At 73.8% G+C, this 16,962-nt stretch carries 16 protein-coding genes; 8 read left to right on the top strand and 8 right to left on the bottom strand.

Features of this window, described 5'->3' with window-relative positions:
* Positions 1 to 196: 196 nt before the first annotated feature.
* Entirely contained in the window at positions 197 to 706 is a 510-nt protein-coding gene (locus tag ABZ495_RS27735) for a GNAT family N-acetyltransferase (RefSeq protein WP_359838637.1), read from the bottom strand.
* Between the two features lie 194 nt (positions 707 to 900).
* Here ABZ495_RS27735 and ABZ495_RS27730 point away from each other — a divergent pair, with 194 nt between their 5' ends.
* From ABZ495_RS27730 to ABZ495_RS27705, 6 genes are all read left to right on the top strand, one after another.
* Positions 901 to 2,118, top strand: coding sequence for an aminotransferase class V-fold PLP-dependent enzyme (locus ABZ495_RS27730; protein ID WP_359838635.1), 1,218 nt, complete (start codon positions 901 to 903; stop codon positions 2,116 to 2,118).
* A gap of 303 nt (positions 2,119 to 2,421) precedes the next feature.
* Positions 2,422 to 2,640, top strand: a complete 219-nt coding sequence (locus ABZ495_RS27725; protein ID WP_359838633.1) for a VOC family protein — start codon at positions 2,422 to 2,424, stop codon at positions 2,638 to 2,640.
* Between the two features lie 259 nt (positions 2,641 to 2,899).
* Positions 2,900 to 3,160, top strand: a complete 261-nt coding sequence (locus ABZ495_RS27720; protein WP_329485443.1) for a co-chaperone GroES — start codon at positions 2,900 to 2,902, stop codon at positions 3,158 to 3,160.
* Positions 3,161 to 3,184: 24 nt separating this feature from the next.
* Positions 3,185 to 4,630, top strand: coding sequence for an NADP-dependent phosphogluconate dehydrogenase (gndA, locus tag ABZ495_RS27715; protein ID WP_359808537.1), 1,446 nt, complete (start codon positions 3,185 to 3,187; stop codon positions 4,628 to 4,630).
* A 373-nt stretch (positions 4,631 to 5,003) separates the two neighbouring features.
* A complete protein-coding gene (locus ABZ495_RS27710; protein ID WP_359838632.1) occupies positions 5,004 to 6,188 on the top strand; it encodes a zinc-dependent alcohol dehydrogenase in 1,185 nt (394 codons plus the stop codon).
* Positions 6,189 to 6,290: 102 nt separating this feature from the next.
* A complete protein-coding gene (locus tag ABZ495_RS27705; RefSeq protein WP_359838630.1) occupies positions 6,291 to 7,274 on the top strand; it encodes an SDR family NAD(P)-dependent oxidoreductase in 984 nt (327 codons plus the stop codon).
* A 117-nt stretch (positions 7,275 to 7,391) separates the two neighbouring features.
* Here ABZ495_RS27705 and ABZ495_RS27700 read toward each other — a convergent pair whose 3' ends face one another.
* From ABZ495_RS27700 to ABZ495_RS27670, 7 genes are all read right to left on the bottom strand, one after another.
* Positions 7,392 to 8,561, bottom strand: coding sequence for a hypothetical protein (locus ABZ495_RS27700; RefSeq protein ID WP_359838628.1), 1,170 nt, complete (start codon positions 8,559 to 8,561; stop codon positions 7,392 to 7,394).
* Positions 8,562 to 8,730: 169 nt separating this feature from the next.
* Positions 8,731 to 9,219: a GNAT family N-acetyltransferase gene (locus ABZ495_RS27695; RefSeq protein WP_359808530.1), complete on the bottom strand. Its 489-nt coding sequence runs from the start codon at positions 9,217 to 9,219 to the stop codon at positions 8,731 to 8,733.
* A 117-nt stretch (positions 9,220 to 9,336) separates the two neighbouring features.
* A complete protein-coding gene (locus ABZ495_RS27690) occupies positions 9,337 to 9,696 on the bottom strand; it encodes a nucleotide pyrophosphohydrolase (RefSeq protein ID WP_359808528.1) in 360 nt (119 codons plus the stop codon).
* Between the two features lie 256 nt (positions 9,697 to 9,952).
* The gene (locus ABZ495_RS27685) at positions 9,953 to 10,828 is read right to left on the bottom strand and encodes a hypothetical protein (RefSeq protein WP_359808527.1); all 876 of its coding nucleotides are present in this window, start codon (positions 10,826 to 10,828) and stop codon (positions 9,953 to 9,955) included.
* Between the two features lie 10 nt (positions 10,829 to 10,838).
* Positions 10,839 to 11,402 (bottom strand): papain-like cysteine protease family protein, encoded by a 564-nt coding sequence (locus tag ABZ495_RS27680; protein ID WP_359808525.1) that lies wholly within the window; start codon positions 11,400 to 11,402, stop codon positions 10,839 to 10,841.
* Positions 11,403 to 11,614: 212 nt separating this feature from the next.
* A complete protein-coding gene (locus tag ABZ495_RS27675; RefSeq protein WP_359808523.1) occupies positions 11,615 to 11,851 on the bottom strand; it encodes a hypothetical protein in 237 nt (78 codons plus the stop codon).
* A gap of 5 nt (positions 11,852 to 11,856) precedes the next feature.
* Entirely contained in the window at positions 11,857 to 12,342 is a 486-nt protein-coding gene (locus ABZ495_RS27670; RefSeq protein WP_359838626.1) for an NUDIX domain-containing protein, read from the bottom strand.
* Between the two features lie 783 nt (positions 12,343 to 13,125).
* Here ABZ495_RS27670 and ABZ495_RS27665 point away from each other — a divergent pair.
* Complete coding sequence (locus ABZ495_RS27665; protein ID WP_359838624.1) at positions 13,126 to 15,837, top strand: SdrD B-like domain-containing protein; 2,712 nt, start codon at positions 13,126 to 13,128, stop codon at positions 15,835 to 15,837.
* Positions 15,838 to 15,962: 125 nt separating this feature from the next.
* A partial coding sequence (locus ABZ495_RS27660; protein WP_359838622.1) for a hypothetical protein occupies positions 15,963 to 16,962 on the top strand: 1,000 nt, incomplete at its 3' end.

The following is a 16,962-nucleotide window of genomic DNA, read 5'->3' as shown; positions in this document are numbered from 1 at the left end:
CAGGCACTCCGAGCTTCCACCGGGCCACTGATGGATCGCACACAGCTCACTGACACGGCATCACAGGCCGCTGACAGCAGGCCTGCACGGGCGGGCGATCCAGGCGGTGCGCGGGCAGCACGACCGGCTGGAGGGGGCGGCCGCGGCCGCCGCGGTGTGGCGCCGGGGCAGCCGCGGCCGGCGGGAGACGGCCCGGTCAGGCGCCCTCGACGGTCTCGGTGCGGTGGACGCGCAAACCCCGGCGCAAGTAGTTGCCCAGCGCGGTCGGGTGGTCGTTCGAATCGGTGTGCAGCCACACCCTGCGGACCGACTCCGCCTCGAACGGCTCGGTCGCCCAGGCCTGCCGCAGGGCGAGGGTGAGCGCGTGGCCGCCGAGCCCCTGCCCGACGTACTCCGGCAGGAGCCCGAACGTGACGATCTCCACCTCCCCGCCGGCCTGGGGCTCCAGGGCGGCGATCCCGGCCGTCGTGCCCGACAGTTCGACCAGCCAGTACTGGCGGTGCGGGTGCGCCCGCGCCAGCTCCGTCCACTGCTGGTCGGTCCGGCTGGAACTGCGCCAGCCGTACGCGGCCCCGACCCGGGCCTGGACCGAACGCACCAGCGCCGACAAGCCCTCCTCGCGCCGCAGCTCCATCCCGGGCACCGCCCGACCCGGCATCAGCTCCTCGCGCCCGGTCATCTCCAGATACGTGACGATCTTTCCCATCCCGGCACGCTACCGGGCCGGGCGCCGCGCCCGCACCGGAGGGCGCGAGCACCACGGGCCGGCCCGGGCCCGGGGCCCGAACCGGGGGCCGCGGTAAGCACCGTAGGCCTCGGACGTCATGATGGACCGGATTCTCCGGCAGCCCCACCGGACGACCCTCACCCTGCGACCGACGGCACCCTCCTGGAGACGACATGAGTCCCGCCCCGCTTCCCCTGCTGCTGCCGGACGGCCGGCCCGCCGCCGGCGCCTGGACGCTGGACCCGGCGCTGACCCACCTCAACCACGGCTCCTTCGGCGCCGTCCCGGAGGCCGCGCAGCAGGAGCAGCAGCGGCTGCGCGCCGAGATGGACCGGGCGCCGGTGGTGTGGTTCCCGGCCCTGCCCGGGCGGGTGGCGGCCGCCCGGTCGAAGGTCGCGGACTTCCTGCGGGTCGACCCGCGCGACCTCGCCCTCGTGCCCAACGCCAGCGCGGGCGCGAGCGTCGTGTACGGCAACCTCCCGGCCCGGCCCGGCGGCGAGGTGCTGGTCACCGACCACGGCTACGGCGCCGTCACCATGGGCGCCGAGCGGCTGGCCCGCCGCTGGGGCGGCAGCGTCCGGACGGCACGGGTGCCGCTTGACGCCACGGCCGAGGAGGCCTGCGCCGCGGTGCTCGCCGAGGTCACCGACCGGACCGCGCTGATCGTCCTCGACCACATCACCTCGGCCACCGCCCGCTGGATGCCGGTGAAGGAGATCGGCGCGGCGGCCCGGGAGCTGGGCATCCCCCTGCTGATAGACGGGGCCCACGTACCGGGCCTGGCCGAAGACCCCCTGGCCGGGCTGGAGTTCGACGTCTGGGTCGGCAACCTGCACAAGTTCGGCTGCTCCCCGCGCGGCGCCTCGGCCCTGGTGGTCCGCAGCGAACTCCGTCACCAGCTCTACCCGTTGATCGACTCCTGGGCGGCCGAAGCCCCCTTCCCCGAGCGCTTCGACACCCAGGGCACGATCGACGCCAGCAGCTACCTGGCGGCCCCGGAGGCGCTGGGCTTCATCGAGCGGACCTGGGGCTGGGCGGCTGCCCGCGACTACCTGCGCGAGCTGGCGGACTACGCCGAACGCATCGTCGGCGAGGCCGTCACGAGGCTGACCGGCAAGAGCGCCGCCGTCGACGTCGGCATGCCGGTGAACGCCCTGCGGCTGGTCCGGCTCCCCGACGGCCTGGCTGCCACCCGCCTCGAAGCCGACGCCCTGCGCGACCGGGTCGCGGCCGAGCTGGGCGTCGAGGCCGCGTTCACCAGCTTCGACGGCGTCGGCTACTTCCGCCTCTCGACCCACGTCTACAACACGGCCGCCGACTACGAGGACTTCGCCGAGCGCTGCGTCCCCGTGCTCGGCAGCTGGGCCCGCGGTACGGCGGAGCGGCACTGAGCCGGCCTCCGACGGGAGGCCGCCACCTCCCGTCGGAGGCCTGCGAGCCGCCGGGGACGGAACCGGCGGCTCGGGGGAGCACCGAGGCCGGCCGCCCGGCCCGGCTCCGTACACTGGCGGGCAGGGCATGCCGCATCAGTGAGCTGGTCATCGACTGTGCCGACCCCGAGCAACTCGCCGCGTTCCGGAGCGAGGTCCTCGGCTGCGTCGAACTCGGCCGGGAGGCCGACGGGAGCATCGAGATCGGGCCGCCCGGCGTCGGCTCCGGCGGCCCGCAGCCCACCGTGGTCCTCAGCCCCAGTGGTGACCCCCGGCCCGGGAGGAAGGAAGCTCCGGCTGCACATCGACGTCAGCCCCACCGACCGGGACCAGGACGCCGAACCGGCCCGGCTGCTCGCGCTCGGCGCCAGGCCCGTCGACATCGGCCAGGCCGGCGCCGAGGACTGGCACGTGCTGGCCGACACCCGGAGGGCAACGAGTTCTGCCTCCTGCGCACCCGGCTCCAGCCCCGCTGACTGCTGAGCGACCGCCCGCGGCGCTGCGCTGTCCGGGTGTGGTCCGGGCGAGGTGGCGGTGTGGTCCGCGTGTGCTCCGGGTGAGGCCCACGGAAGGACCCGGCGAGCCCCGGGAGGACGAAGGCGCGCGGCCAGACCGTGCAGGATCCGGGAACCCCGGGAGAATCGGAGGCGGACCGGTTCGGCCGCGCGTCGGCCGCCCGGTTCCGCCGATTCCACCGGTTCCACCGCCCGCACCCGTACCGCCCAGTACCGAGGAGCACCCCATGCCCGACTTCCACCCGGAGCACGATCGCCTGGTCGTCAGGCCGATCGGGGAACCCGCCGCCGACGCCGACACCCGTACGGGCGAGGTGGTGGCGGTGGGACCCGGCCGGCCGCTGGAGAGCGGCAAGCCGCACCCGGTGGACGTCAAGGTCGGCGACCGGATCGTCTTCGCCACGTTCTCGGGCTCGGAGATCGAGGTCGCGGGGGAGCGGTACCTGGAGGTCCCCGAGGACGAGGTCCTCTCGCTGTCCGCCGAGTAGGAGCCCGCCGAGGAGGAGAACGTCATGACCGAGCAGTCGAAGGCCCGGATCGGCGTCACCGGACTGGCCGTGATGGGCCGCAACCTGGCCAGGAACTTCGCCCGCCACGGCTACCGCGTCGCCGTGCACAACCGCACCCGGGCCAGGACCACCGCCCTGCTGGAGGAGTTCGGGCACGAGGGCGAGTTCGTCCCGGCCGACTCGCCGGAGGCGTTCGTCGCGGCGATCGAACGCCCGCGCATGATCGTCGTCATGGTCAAGGCCGGGGAGCCGACCGACGCGGTCATCGACGAACTCGTCCCGCTGCTCGACGAGGGCGACGTGCTGGTGGACGGCGGGAACGCCCACTTCCTCGACACCCGACGGCGGGAGGCCGCCCTGCGCGGGCGCGGGCTGCACTTCGTCGGCAGCGGCATCTCCGGCGGCGAGCAGGGCGCGCTGGAGGGCCCCAGCATCATGCCGGGCGGCACGGCGGAGGCGTACCGGCTGCTGGGACCGCTGCTGGAGGACATCGCGGCCCGGGTCGACGGCAAGCCCTGCTGCACGCACGTCGGACCGGACGGCGCCGGCCACTTCGTCAAGATGGTCCACAACGGCATCGAGTACGCGGACATGCAGCTGATCGCCGAGGCCTACGACCTGCTGCGCCACGCCGCGGGCCTGCAGCCGCCGCAGATCGCCGAGGTGTTCCGCACCTGGAACGGCGGGCGGCTGGAGTCCTACCTGATCGAGATCACCGCGGACATCCTCGCCCACACCGACGCGGACACCGGCCGGCCCTTCGTCGACGTCGTGCTGGACCGGGCCGAGCAGAAGGGCACCGGGCGCTGGACGGTCCAGACCGCGCTGGAGCTCGGGGTGCCCGTCGGAGGCATCGCCGAGGCGGTCTTCGCCCGGTCGCTGTCCGGCGGCGTGTCCCTGCGCGAGGCGGGCCGCGGCCTGCCCGGACCGACCGAGACCTGGCTGGACAGCGCCGCCGCGGACCGCTTCGCCGACGACGTCGAGCAGGCCCTGTACGCCTCCAAGATGGTCGCGTACGCCCAGGGCTTCCAGCAGATCCAGGCCGGCAGCGCCGAGTACTCCTGGCGGATCGACCCCGGCGAGATGGCCGCCATCTGGCGCGGCGGATGCATCATCAGGGCCAGGTTCCTCGACCGGATCAAGGCCGCCTACGACGGGAACCGGGAGCTGCCCACCCTGCTGACCGACGCCCACTTCACGGAGGCGCTCGGGTCCGCCCAGTCGGCCTGGCGGCGGGTGGTCTCGACGGCGGCCCAGCTGGGCGTGCCGGCGCCGGGCTTCGCGACCGCGCTCGCGTACTACGACAGCCTGCGGGCCGAGCGGCTGCCGGCCGCCCTGGTCCAGGGGCAGCGGGACTTCTTCGGCGCGCACACCTACCGGCGGGTCGACCGCGACGGGGTCTTCCACACCCGCTGGGAGGAGCCGCAGCGCCCGGAGGAGCGGCGCTGAGCGGCCCGCCCGAAGCGTGGCTCGGCCCTCCCGGGTCCACCCGGGAGGGCCGAGCCACGCGGGCGCCACGGGTCAGCCGGTGGTGACGACCATCCCGAAGCGGGCGGCGCCGGCCGGCATCCGCTCGGAAGGCACATCCGCACCCAGCAGAACAGTTTCGGCCCGATCGCGCACGGCGGGCGAGGGCGACGGAGGCGACCCGCACCCCCTGCGCGCGGGGGGGGCGTTTCACGTTCCCGCGCCCGGGCAGGCGCGGGCCGTGCGGGACGGCGGGAAACAGTCGCCTCGCGGTGGGCGCGCACCGGCATCGCGCGTTCGCGCGGCTCGCGTGCGAGCCGCGGCGCCGAGGGGGAATCCAGCGAGAGGAGTGGCCGTGAAGGCTCTGACCTGGCAAGGAAGGCGGAACGTACGGGTCGAATCGGTGCCCGATCCCGTGATCGAGGACCCGACCGACGTCATCGTGAAGATCACCACCACCGGACTGTGCGGATCGGACCTCCACCTCTACGAGGTCCTCGGCCCGTTCCTGGATCCGGGCGACATCCTCGGCCACGAACCGATGGGCGTGGTCCAGGAGGTCGGCCCCGAGGTCACCGCCGTCCGGCCCGGCGACCGGGTCGTGGTGCCCTTCAACGTCTCCTGCGGCACCTGCTTCACCTGCGCGCAGGGTCTGCACTCGCAGTGCGAGACGACCCAGGTCCGCGAGTACGGCACCGGGGCGTCACTGTTCGGGTACACGAAGCTCTACGGCCAGGTGCCCGGCGGGCAGGCCGAGCTACTGCGGGTACCGTTCGGCAACACGCTGCCCATCAAGGTGCCGCAGGGCCCGCCCGACGACCGGTACGTCCTGCTCTCCGACGTCCTCCCGACCGCCTGGCAGGCCGTGGAGTACGCCGACGTGCCCGATGGCGGCAGCCTGGTCGTCCTGGGCCTCGGGCCGATCGGCGACATGTGCACCCGGATCGCCGCCCACCGCGGCGCCGGCCAGGTGATCGGGGTGGACCTCGTACCGGAACGCCTGGAGCGGGTCCGCGCCCGCGGCACCACCGTCCTCGACCTCGACCGGCACGGCAAGGGCCTGGCCGACACGATCCGTGAGATGACCGAGGGCCGCGGCCCGCACGCCGTCATCGACGCCGTCGGCATGGAGGCGCACGGCTCGCCGGCCGCGACCCTCGCCCAGCAGTCCACGGCCCTGCTGCCGAGCGCCCTGGCCGCCCGGCTCATGCAGCACGTCGGAGTGGACCGTCTCCACGCCCTCCACCTCGCCATCGACATCGTCCGCCGCGGCGGCACCATCTCCCTGTCCGGGGTCTACGGCGGCATGACCGATCCGCTCCCGATGCTCACCCTGTTCGACAAGCAGATCCAGCTGCGCATGGGCCAGGCCAACGTCCACCGCTGGTCCGACGACATCCTCCCGCTGCTCTCCGACGACGACCCGCTGGGCGTGGAGGCCTTCGCCACCCACCATCTCCCGCTCGCCGAGGCGCCCGACGCCTACCGCCTGTTCCAGAAGAAGCAGGACGGCGCCGTCAAGATCCTCTTCAATCCCTGATCCCTGTCCCCGCCTGATCCCGCCCCCCGCCCCGACTGATCCCGCCCCCGCCTGATCCCCGTCCCCGACGCCGCACCGGCGTGACCGCTCCCGGGAGCCCCCATGTCCCGAACGCTGCACCGCTTCGCCGACCGGACCGCCCTGGTCACGGGCTCGTCGCGAGGCCTCGGCCTGCTCATCGCCCAGGAACTCGCCCGGCGGGGCTGCCGGGTGATGCTCTGCGCCCGCGACCCGCGTGAGCTCGGATTCGCCGAGAGCCGTCTGCGTGCCGAGGGCGCCGAGGTGGCGTCCGTGGTCTGCGACATCACCGACGAGTCCGCCCCGCGCGCGTTGCTGGACGCGGTGCACGACCGCTTCGGGCCGCTGGACGTGCTGGTCAACAACGCCGGCATCATCCAGGTCGGCCCCTTGGACGCGCTGCGGGAGGAGGACTTCCGCGAGGCGATGGAGACGATGCTCTTCGCCCCCTTGCGGCTGACCCTCGCGGCCCTGCCCGACCTACGGGCCAGTACGGCCGGCACGCTGGTGAACATCTCCTCCGTCGGCGGACGCATCGCCGCACCCCACCTGCTCCCGTACGCCACCGCGAAGTTCGCCGCGGCCGGCCTGTCGCAGGGACTGCGGGCCGAACTCGCCGCAGCGGGAGCCGGAGCGGGCGAGGGGGCCGCGGTCAGTGTCACCACCGTGCTGCCCGGCCTGATGCGGACCGGCTCGCACACCGCGGCCCGCTTCCACGGCAGGCCCGGCGCCGAGTACAGCTGGTTCGCCGCGGCGGCGTCGCTCCCCCTGCTGTCCATGGACGCGGAGCGCGCCGCCCGCGCCATCGTCCGGGCCGCCGAGCGCCGCAGGCCCGAACTCGTCCTCACCCCGGCGGCCAAGGTGGGCGTCCGGCTCCAGGGCCTCGCTCCCGCCACCACGACCCGCCTGCTCGGCCTCGCCGCACGGATCCTGCCGGGGCCGGGGCAGGATCCGCGCCGCAACGTCCGCGGGTCCCGGGCCGCGGACGACTCGCCGCTCCCCGCAGCCGTCACCGTGCTCGGCGACCGCGCGGGGCGCCGCTACGGCGAACCCGGACCCGGCCGCTGACGAGTTCCGGGCGGACCCCCGATCCCGACGGCGTGTCGGGTCCGTCGCCGCCGGGTCGCGCCGGGTCGCGCCGGCGCAGCGGCCGCCGCCGGTGGCGGTTCGACAGCGGCTGCGGCGTCAGACCAGCCGGTCGCGATCGCGGGCCGCGACGGCGCGCACCCGGGCGGCGAACTGACCACGGCTGCGCTGCTGGTGCAATTCCTCCGCGGCCTCCTCGTCGTCCTCGTGGGCGGGGGTCTCCGGGGTCGCGTCCTCGTCGTGGTCGGCGTCGGTGTACTGGTCGTGGAGGAGCCAGCAGCCGTGGATGCCGGCGAGGAGGTCTTCGAGGAGGTCGCGGGCGGGGCGCCGCGGGTCGAGGGGGGTCAGGCGCAGGCCGGTGTCCTCCGGGTCGAGGCCCCCGTCGCCGTCGCCCTCCGCGTACTCGGCGAGGGCCTCCTCGAAGTCGTTGAGCTGGTCCCGCAGGGCGGTGGGGTCGGGCAGCAGACCGTCGGCCACCTGCAGGGCGTGCCGGACGAGCCCGGCGACGGCGTCGTGCGGGGACGCTCCGGCGTCGATGAGTTCGAGGACGAGGGTGGGGGTCTCGTGGGCGAGCGCCTCGATGGCGTCGGCTTCGAGCACGACGGTGGCGCGGTCGTGGCCGGAGGCCTCGGCGGCGATCTCGGCCGCGGCGGTGAGCCAGTGGGCCGCGGCGACGGCCGCGGCGGTGGGGTCGATGCCGGAGAACAGCTCAGCGGGGCCGAACGGGTCCTGACGGAAGAGGTGGTCGGCGGCGGCGACCTGGGCGGGCGAGGCGTCCTCGCGACTGAGCAGGACGGCCTGCTGGGCGCGGCCGGAGAGGTCGCCGAGTTCGGCGCTCTCCACGGCGGCGAGCTCCTGGGCGGCCTCGGCCAGGACGGTGGCGGTGAGTTCCGGGTCGCCCAGGGCCACCAGGGCGCGGCCGATCCGGTTCGCGGACTCCACCAGGGGGCTGTAGGAGACGGTCAGCATCCCGCCCTGGGGCAGGTTGGGGCGGGCGACGGCGGCGGCGACCTCGCCGAAGGCCTCGCGCTCCCGCTCGCGCCGCCATCCCTCGCTGCCGGACTCCAGGGAGTCGGCGGCGCTGGCCGGGTGGGTGTAGGTGCGCCAGGCCGCCTCGGACAGCTGGGTGAGCGTGCCGGCCAGGCGCAGCAGCGCGGCGGTGTCGGCCTCGGCGGGAAGGACGGCGACGCGGGCGGAGAGGTCGCCGCCGCCGGTTCCCCAGGCGGCGATCAGCTCGTGTCGGGCGGGGTCGACACTGTAGCGGGTCATGGCGGCGCTCCTTCGGATCGTGTCGGCGCACCGACTGGCCTGAGGTGATTCTGGCGTGCGCCGCGGCCGGGGGTGAGCTTTTCCGCCCGGTGACGCACCGCACGGGGACGGGGTACTTCGGCGGAGCCTGCGGCACCCAGCCGACTTCGTCGGTGCAGCTCGTCCTCGGCTACGTGAGGTCCTTGCGCATCAACGTGCACACGGTCTCGTACCGTTCGACCGAGCCCTCCGCGGTCTCCACCTCCCAGGAGTCCGGTTCGCGGCCGTAGGCCCGGTAGCCGAGCCGCTCGTAGAGGGCGCGGGCCCTGGGGTTGCCCTCCTCCACGCCCAGTTCGGCCACCGTCAGGCCCCGGGCGGTGATCCGGGCCTCCGCGGAGGCGATCAGCAGAGTGCCGATGCCGCACGACCGGAGCGCCGGATGGACGCCGAGCTGCCAGAGCGTGCCGGCACCGCTCCTGACCGTGTAGTCGACGCCGCCGATCGCCACCGGCAGGCCGGCGGGCCCGTGCACGGCCAGGTAGTCGACCTCACCGCGCTCGGCCCGCCGCACTTGGTCGGCGAGCCGGCGCACGTGCAGGGCGGAGCCCGCCCAGCCGCACGAGGGCAGGTCCTCATGGGTGAGGTCGCGCACGGACAGCGAGACCCTGATGTCGGTCACCTGGACCACCTCCAGCCTGAGAGGCTCCACCACACGTCGGCGAGGCGCAACACCATTCGGGGCATCCGCCCCGGGGGCGGGGCGTTCGTCGCTCGTGCCGCGTGGCGCCCGGCTGGGTCAGGGGGTGGCGGGAGGCGGCGTCGCTCCCGTGGCGAGCTGCGCGCGGACCCGGGCGGCGAGAGCGGACATGTCGGCCGGGAACCGGGCTTCGAGGTCGATGCCGGTCTTCTCGGCGATCACCAGGAGGGAGAACAGGCAGTCCGACAGCTCGTGGGCGAGCAGCTCGCGGCCGCCCGCCACGTCGGTGCGGTGGCCCTCGTGGGCCATCACCGGCTTCGCGAGGGCCCCCACGTCGCCCACGGAACCGAGCGCGTGGTCGGTGAGGTCCCACCGGCGGCCGAGCCGCTGCTCGTTCAGCCGGTCGTAGGACTCGCGGACTTCGAGCACCGCGTCGTGCAGCCGCTCCCGGTCGGACATGGTCGGCTCCCGTACGGACGGCGCCGGGCGTGCGTCGCCATCACGTCGACGCGCGCCCGGCGATTCACCTGAGTCGCTGTCAGTCCCCGTTCTATGACGCCTCGTCAGTCCTGACAAGTCGAGTCCCGGTCGAACCTCTTCCGAGGGGTTCACCCTGCGGTACGTCGTGCCGTTCGATGGCGTCGTGGGTCAGCACCGATGGGCGGCTTCGCCCCGACCCCGTTCGGCGGCGGGGTCGGGGCGATGGTGGCCGCGTTCAGGCGACGTTGTCGCGCCGACGGCGGCGGAGGAGGGCGAAGGCGCCACCCGCGAGCGCCAGGGCCACGCCCGAACCGCCGACGAGCACGGGTGTCGAGGAAGGGGTGGCTGCCGACTTCTTCGCGACGCCGTAGCCGCTGGACATGCCCGTGGTGTCGTACACCGAGCCGGGCAGCTTGTCGGCGTAACGGGCCTTGACCAGCTTCTGGTAGGCGCTCAGCGAGACCGCCGACTGGCCGTCCAGCCCCTGCCGCGCCTGGTCGTTGAGGGGTTCGACCGTGGTGAGCTTCAGCTGGTACCAGCCGCGGATCTGCGGCTCGGAGAACACCAGCGTCCCCACCGTGGCACTGCCCGCGAACGTGGCGTCGCTGTCGCCCTCGCGCACGGCCGCCAGATGCCACCCGCCGCCCTGCGTGGGGGCGAGCATGACGGTGGCGTTCCGCCCGTTGACCGGGGCGTTCAGCGCGGAGACCAGATAGCTCAGCTTGACCGCCTCGGTGGCGATCGGCAGGGACGTCCCCGCGGCGAAGCCGGGAGTGATCTCGTTCAGCGCCAACGGGTCCTTGACGGTGAACGTCGGCAGGCCCTCGCACGGGTCGGCCTTGTCGGGGATCGCCTGCGGTGCGCCGACCGCGTCCCCCTGGGGCACCGGCACGCTGAGGAAGCGGCAGATGGTGGCGCGGACGTCGGCCGACTTCACCAGGTCGAGGGCGGCCTGGTAGTCCGGGATGTCCGCCGGGAGCGGGTCCATGGGCGCGGTCGCGTGGGCGGGGCCGGCGACTGTCAGCAGCGCGGCCGCGCTCAGTACCAGGACGGTGGTCAGGCGGGAGCGGCGGGAGGCCGCCCCCTTGCTGGACGTTCTTGCTCGGTGCATGCCGCCTGCCTTAACGGGAGATGCCGATCCGGGAGTGGGTCCACTTGAACGAGCTGTTGCTGACGTAGTCGTTGTAGTTCCACCACGTGTAGGTGGCGGTGTCCGGCCACGGGTCGGCGACGGCGATGGTGTTGTTCGACGTGTCGAAGCCGTAGACGACGTTCATGTGGCCACCGCCGGACGTCCACCCGATGCGGGCGGCGACCGGGCGGGCCGCCTTGACGTCGGTGTAGACCTGGTTGAACGTGGCCGCGCTGTTCAGGCCGGAGCCGGGGTGGGCCATGCCGAGGCTGTTCCAGCCCCTGGCCATGTCGTCGAGTGTGGCGGGCTGGTTGTTGCAGCCGTAGGAGGGCTGGGCCCGGGTGCAGAAGTCCGTCTGTGTGCTGCCGTAGCCCTGGAACTTGGCGATCGTCAGCCCGGAGGCGACCCAGCACCACTGGGTCTTCTCCTGTTTGTACATGCCGATGTTGTCCTGCCCCGCCTCGGCGTGGGCCGGGCTCCCTACGGCGGCGAGCAACCCCGAAACCGTCAGTGCGGCGGCCATCGTCGTGGCCGCGAACGTGGATCTGCCCATCTTCCTGCCTTCCCGCGAAGGTGCGATGCGTGCCGGGGATCTTGCGCAGCTATGACAGCACGAATTCGCGCTGTTACCCATGGTGTGTATAGAAACTGCACCTACAAGGACGAATCGTCATATATGCAGGGCAGACGACGCCGAGGACCTCACACCGGGGCAGGTGATCCCCGCGGTGCGGTCCCACGGCGGGGCCGGGGCGGGCGCGGGCGTCATCGCGGTTCACCCGGCCGGCGGGAGCGCGGGGGCGGCGGGGGATCGAGGCGGACGAGGTGGTGGTCGACTCCGCCGTCCGGCCGGTGCACCGTCCGGTAGGCGTACGGGGCGGCGCTGCCGGGGAGGACGGCGACGCCCTCCTCCACGACGTTCTGCTGCCGCGCGATCGCGCGCAGCCGCAGGTCAGCGTCGTCCGGCAGGTGCGGGTCGGGCGGTCGGCGGTGTCGGCCCACCGGTCTCACGCGCCGACGAGCGCACGCGGGTCGGACCCTTCGCCGCCCCAGCCGTGGGTGGAGAAGCCGCGGCCCCCGCCCCGGTAGAGCGTGAGGGCGGCGTGGGCGGTGGCGAACATCGGCAGCGGTGGCGCGTCGACCGGGGACCAGTGGGCGCCGAGGTGCTTGTCCGGCTCGGCGTTCGTCAGTTCACCGCTCCAGGCGGTGGCGAGGAACACCGACAGCAGGAACGGGCCCTCGCCGTCCCAGCCCTGGCGGACCTGGATCGTGTGCACGAGCCGTAGGCCCCCGGGATCGGTGATCAGCCCGGTCTCCTCCCGCAACTCGCGGGCGGCGGCCTCGTCGAGCCGCTCGCCCTCCTCGACCTTGCCGCCGGGGATCGTCCACGCCGGCGTCGCGTGCCAGCCGTGCGCGGCGTAGCGGAGCGTCGCGACCAGATCTCGGTGCTGGTCGTGGACGATGACGGACACGGCCTGGCGAAGGATCTCCACGGTGCTACCTCCGGGACTGCTCGGCTGACGGGGACTCGCGGTGGTCGGCGGGGTGCGGCGGTGCACCCGTGCTCAGGCCGGCCGGCGCGCCGTCTGGCCGGCGGTGAGCGTCAAGTGAGCTGTGGACGGGTCGAGTTCGCGTGGTCACCTCGGGTCGGGTGGCGTCTGATGATGGTGCTGTTCGAGTGCGGCGTTCAAGCGGATTTCCGTCGGGCGTGCCCGGGGCGAACGGGGACTTTTCGAGCACCCCCCGCGCTTCCGGGGACACCCCGAGGTGGTCGCGAGGGAGTGCGGCGAGGGTGGCGGAGCCCAGTGCACAGGCGGCGAGCGCGCGTTCGAGCACTGGCGGACCGTGCGGCTTCGCGCCGGTGGCGGGTGCTCGTCGGGTGGGGAGGGTGCGCGGCGGACAGCCGTCGGCGGATTCACCCCTTCGGCTGGCGAGCTGCCCGGGAAGGTTTGCGGCATCGGTATGTCGGGGTCGGGGGTCGGTCCGCAGACGTACCGCCCGCGGACCTCCTGGTCGCCGCCGAGATCGGGGAGAGTCACCTGATGGAGCGTCAAAATGACGATTGTGCCCGCACCTTCCTTACGACGCCTTTAAGCTTCCGCTGAATGGCGGGTGCTCCGTCACTCCACACGGCTCCTCAGGCGGCCGGGCGCAGGCCCTCGACGATGAGAGTGGGAATGACATCTACAAGTGATCGGTTGAACGGCTCCGCGCGCGGGCCGGGTTGGGGGCGGTCGGGCTCGCCCGGCCGCCGGGCCGTGGCGAGAACCGCGGCAGTGGCACTGGGGATCGCGGGCTGCTCGCTGGCCGTGGCGCCGGCGGCGTTCCCGCAGTCCGGCGACGGGTCGGTGACGGTCCGGGTGGTGCGGGCGGTGGACACGAGCGGGGTCTGGACGCCGGCGCTGGAACCCGGCCTCGCGGGTGTCACGGTGACGCTCACCGATGACGCCGGCACCGCGGTCCAGGGGGCGACGGCGGCGGACGGCACGGTCACCCTCGCCCCGGCGGCGAAGCTGTCCGGCGGCAAGTACCGCGTCCAGGTGGTGAATCCGAAGCCGGGCGTGCTGTTCCCGGCCTTCGCCTCCCGGGAGGGACTGGACGGCGCTCCGAACAAGCTGAGCAGCAACGAGGAGTTCGTCGACCTCTCCGGCGGCAAGAACGTCGCGTTCACCACGGGGCTGTGGAACCCCGGTGACTACTGCCAGAAGAACGCACCGCTGGTGACGACCTGTCAGCCCACCTCGCGCGAGGGCGGCGCCCAGCGCACGCTGGTGTCCTTCCCCTACAGCGCGCGCGGCCAGGACGGCGTGGACGTGAACGTCACGGACATCGCCACCGACGCCGAGACCGGCACGCTCTACGGCATCGGGTGGAACCGCTCCGACCGGCGGGTGTTCTCCTCCGCGCTGGCCAAGCGCACCACCGACTACGGTCCGGGCGGCGCCGGGGCGATCTACGTCACCGACCTCGCCCAGAAGAGGACCACCCTGTTCACCACCGTCCCGGAGGCCGGTGCGACGGTTCACGGCGGTGGCACCGACGACGCCTTCCTCGGTGTGCCGGGCAAGGAGAGCCTGGGCGGCCTCAAGATCACCGATGACGGCCGGGACCTGTTCGTCGTCAACCTCAACGACCGCAGGCTCTACCGCTACGACGCCACCGCGCCCACCGCGGCGGCGCCGAAGGCCTCCTACGCCGTCCCGGATCCGGGCTGCCCGGCGGCGGGGGACTGGCGCCCCTTCGGCCTGGGCCTCCAGGACGGCAAGGGCTACCTCGGCGGGGTGTGCTCCGGCGAGTCCACCGGCAAGGTCGCCGACCTCCGCGCGGTCGTCCTGCCGTTCGACCTCGCCACCGGGGTGTTCGGCAAGCCGGTGCTGGACCAGCCGCTCGACTACCCGCGGCAGTCGACCGTCGGCGGTGGCCCGTGCGACGGCGCGGGCTGGTTCCCGTGGACGAGCACCTACCCGACGTCGCAGAACGGCAATCCGTGCGGCGCCTCCATCATCGCCAACCCCGAGCCCGAGCTGGGCGAGATCGCCTTCGAGAGCGACGGCTCGATGCTGCTGGCCTTCCGCGACCGCTTCGCCGACCGCGCCCCGGCCGCCCCCGCACCGGGCTCCGTCGCCGTGGTCATGTCCGGCGGCGACCTGAACAAGGCCTGCCCGGCGGGCGGCACGTTTGTGCTGGACACCAACAACGGCTGCGGGCTCTCTCCCCGGGGCACCCGGTTCTTCGACACCAGCTGGGGCGGCCACCGCAACACGGCGTTCGCCGGCATGGCGCTCTCCAAGGCCGAGAACACCATCGCGGTCTCCGCCTTCGACCCCAACCACACCGCCTTGGGGTACGGCACGTCGTTCCTCCAGCGCGACGGGAAGCAGGACCCGAAGTTCGGCCTGCGACTCAACCCGCCGGGAACGGTGGCCCCGTTCGGCAAGGGCGCGTCGATGGGCGACCTGGAGGTCCTCTGCGACCAGGCGCCGCTGCAGATCGGCAACCGGGTCTGGTACGACCCGGAGCGCACCGGCGTCCAGCGCCCGGGCCAGCGTCCCGTCCCGGGCGCGACCGTCCACCTCTACGACGAGTCGGGGAAGCTCGTCGGCACGACGAGGACGACCACCCGCGGCGAGTACTACTTCGACGACTCCGACGTGGACGGCGGCCTCAAGCCGCGCACCAAGTACACCATCAGGCTGGACAACCCGGCCGACTACGCCAAGGGCGGCCCCCTGTACCAGTGGGTGCCCACCGACGCGGACGTCGGCGACAACCACTTCATCGACTCCAAGGGCGTCGTCCCCGACGGCGGACGGTTCCCCGAGCGGGCGCTGACCACCGGCGGGCCGGGCGAGAACGACCACACCTTCGACTTCGGGTTCCGCCGGCAGGAGGGCGCGCTGCGCCTGGTCAAGCACGACCAGGACGGCAAGCCGCTGGCGGGGGCGAGGTTCCAGCTGTGGCACGAGACGAACGGCACCGACGGGCTGCAGCCCACCGGTGACAAGCCGGACGCGAAGCTGGGGAGCCCGTGCACCACCGGCGCCGACGGCCTGTGCCGGGGCGCCGGTGAGCCGGGGACGTACTACTGGCAGGAGCTCAGCCCGCCCGAGGGCTACGCGGCGCCGGACACCACGGTGTTCGGTCCGCTGGTGCTGACGTCCGAGAACCTCGCGGACGGCGTCTCGGTCACGGCGGTCAACCGGCTGCTGCCCACCCCGTCGCCCACCCCCACGCCCACCCCGTCGCCCACGACGCCGGCCGCGACGCCGACCCCGACGGAGACGGCCGGCGTACCGCCCGCGTCGAACCCGCCGGAGCCGCCCGTCGTGCCGGCCGCCGCACCGGGCCCGCCGAGGCCCGCGCCGGGTTCGCCCCTGGCGAGCACCGGCACGGGGCCGCTCGTACCGATGGCCCTCGTCGCCGTGGGGCTCACGGCGCTCGGCGGGGTGCTGGTAGGACTGCGCGGGCGTAGGGCCCGGCACCGGTAACACCCCGGCCCGGCCGTCGCAGCCCGACGGGCCGGCGGCCGGCAGGGGCGGATCGGGCGGGTTCGCGGACCATCGGGTTCGCGAACCCGCCCGAGTGTGTCACCGACGTGAGAGAAGGCATGGTCATGGCCCGGAGCAAGTCCGGCGACAAGACGGCCGGGCGGAAGCCCGGTGACAGCACGGCCGGGACGAAGCGCGGCGACAAGACGGCCGGGCGGAAGCCCAGCGGTTTCATGGCCCGGTGGAAGTCCGGCGGCGCCACGGCGCGGGAGCGGCCCGGCGGCGCCCGCGCGCCGCGGCGGGCCGGCTGGCTCCGGGTGCTGCTGGCGGTCACCGTGTGCGGGGCCGCCACGGGCGGCGTGGTCGTCTACCGGAACGTGTCCGACAGCACCACCAGCCGGCCGGTGACCGTCGACGAGGCATCGCGCATCGCGGTGTCGCGCCTCAACCTCTACCAGGCGAGCCCGGCGACGGTGACCCTCACCGCCGCCGAGGGCGGTGGCGTGGTGGTGCGGGTGGAGGGAGTCGTGGACTACCGCACGCACCGGGCGGCGGGCCGTTACCGGGTCACCGGGCCCACGGGTGAGCTGGACCACGGGCTGATCGTGTGGGACGGCGCCGGCCTGGGGCTGGCGCCGCAGGCGGGTGAAGGCGGCGGCCCGGCCTGGCAGCAGGCCGAGCACATCCCCCGCCCGGGCTGGTCGCCGCGCGGTTACACGGCGGACCCCCTGGACTCCGGCCTCCAACTGCTGATCCAGCTGGGCGCGGACCGGCCCGACAACCCGTTGCTGCTCGCGCAGTCCGGTCCGCGATGGCTGGGCCGCGACCTGATCGACGGCCGGAGCTACGACCGGTTCTCCGGGCCGCGCTCCGGTGACGCCGCGCACGGGGCGGGCGCCGACGGTGAGTTGTCGCCGCTGACCTACTGGATCGACGGTGACGGCGGTCTGCGGCGGGTGACGATGCGGATGCCCGGCCTCGGCACCCCGACGACCGTCGAGATCACCGGGCGCGACGAGGCGGCGAAGCTGCCCGAGGCACCCTGGGCCGCCGGCTGCAACCCTCCGGCTGGGCCCGCTTCTTCAGCGCCATGCCGAGCAGGAACAGCGCCGACAGCACGGCCGC

Source organism: Kitasatospora sp. NPDC005748 (genome assembly GCF_040630735.1).
GTDB lineage: Bacteria > Actinomycetota > Actinomycetes > Streptomycetales > Streptomycetaceae > Kitasatospora.
The sequence above is the reverse complement of the archived record's forward strand: the minus strand, read 5'-3'. Positions and strand labels throughout refer to the sequence as shown.

Coding starts and splice junctions, on each gene's coding strand:
- ABZ495_RS27735 (WP_359838637.1), bottom strand. CDS start 706: ATGGGAAAGATCGTCACGTATCTGGAGATGACCGGGCGCGAGGAGCTG.
- ABZ495_RS27730 (WP_359838635.1), top strand. CDS start 901: ATGAGTCCCGCCCCGCTTCCCCTGCTGCTGCCGGACGGCCGGCCCGCC.
- ABZ495_RS27720 (WP_329485443.1), top strand. CDS start 2,900: ATGCCCGACTTCCACCCGGAGCACGATCGCCTGGTCGTCAGGCCGATC.
- gndA (WP_359808537.1), top strand. CDS start 3,185: ATGACCGAGCAGTCGAAGGCCCGGATCGGCGTCACCGGACTGGCCGTG.
- ABZ495_RS27705 (WP_359838630.1), top strand. CDS start 6,291: ATGTCCCGAACGCTGCACCGCTTCGCCGACCGGACCGCCCTGGTCACG.
- ABZ495_RS27700 (WP_359838628.1), bottom strand. CDS start 8,561: ATGACCCGCTACAGTGTCGACCCCGCCCGACACGAGCTGATCGCCGCC.
- ABZ495_RS27690 (WP_359808528.1), bottom strand. CDS start 9,696: ATGTCCGACCGGGAGCGGCTGCACGACGCGGTGCTCGAAGTCCGCGAG.
- ABZ495_RS27685 (WP_359808527.1), bottom strand. CDS start 10,828: ATGCACCGAGCAAGAACGTCCAGCAAGGGGGCGGCCTCCCGCCGCTCC.
- ABZ495_RS27680 (WP_359808525.1), bottom strand. CDS start 11,402: ATGGGCAGATCCACGTTCGCGGCCACGACGATGGCCGCCGCACTGACG.